The organism is Halomonas sp. SIMBA_159 (assembly GCF_046536035.1).
Taxonomy (GTDB): domain Bacteria; phylum Pseudomonadota; class Gammaproteobacteria; order Pseudomonadales; family Halomonadaceae; genus Vreelandella; species Vreelandella venusta_A.
The window spans coordinates 1-287 of the sequence record NZ_JAWJBT010000338.1; the positions used below are offsets into that span (position 1 = coordinate 1).

Annotated in this window: 1 pseudogene; it reads right to left on the reverse strand. The window is 65.5% G+C overall.

Annotation, left to right across the window (positions count from 1 at the left end):
* Positions 1–48: 48 nt before the first annotated feature.
* A pseudogene (locus R0J87_RS19530) lies at positions 49–287 on the reverse strand (Mu transposase domain-containing protein); the annotation flags it as partial.

The following is a 287-nucleotide window of genomic DNA, read 5'->3' on the forward strand; positions in this document are numbered from 1 at the left end:
TCCAGCTCCTGTAATCTTTTCACGGTTGGGTCTGGATCATCTGCCGGTCTTGCCAGGCTTGCGCTGCACTTGCCTGATCTCGGGCGGCACTTCCCAGTCCTTGAACGGCGCCCCGTTCCTGAGGGCACTGGGCTTGCGGGCCAGCACCGGTGTGTTGTGCCGCGGGTCGTCGACGGCGTTGTCGCGGCCGAAGGCGCGTGCGTGGTGCCTCACGATCTTGCCTTCCTGCCAGAACTCGACGCGCTCGGCATAGTCGCGGATGTCGACTGCACGACCGACGGCGCGAC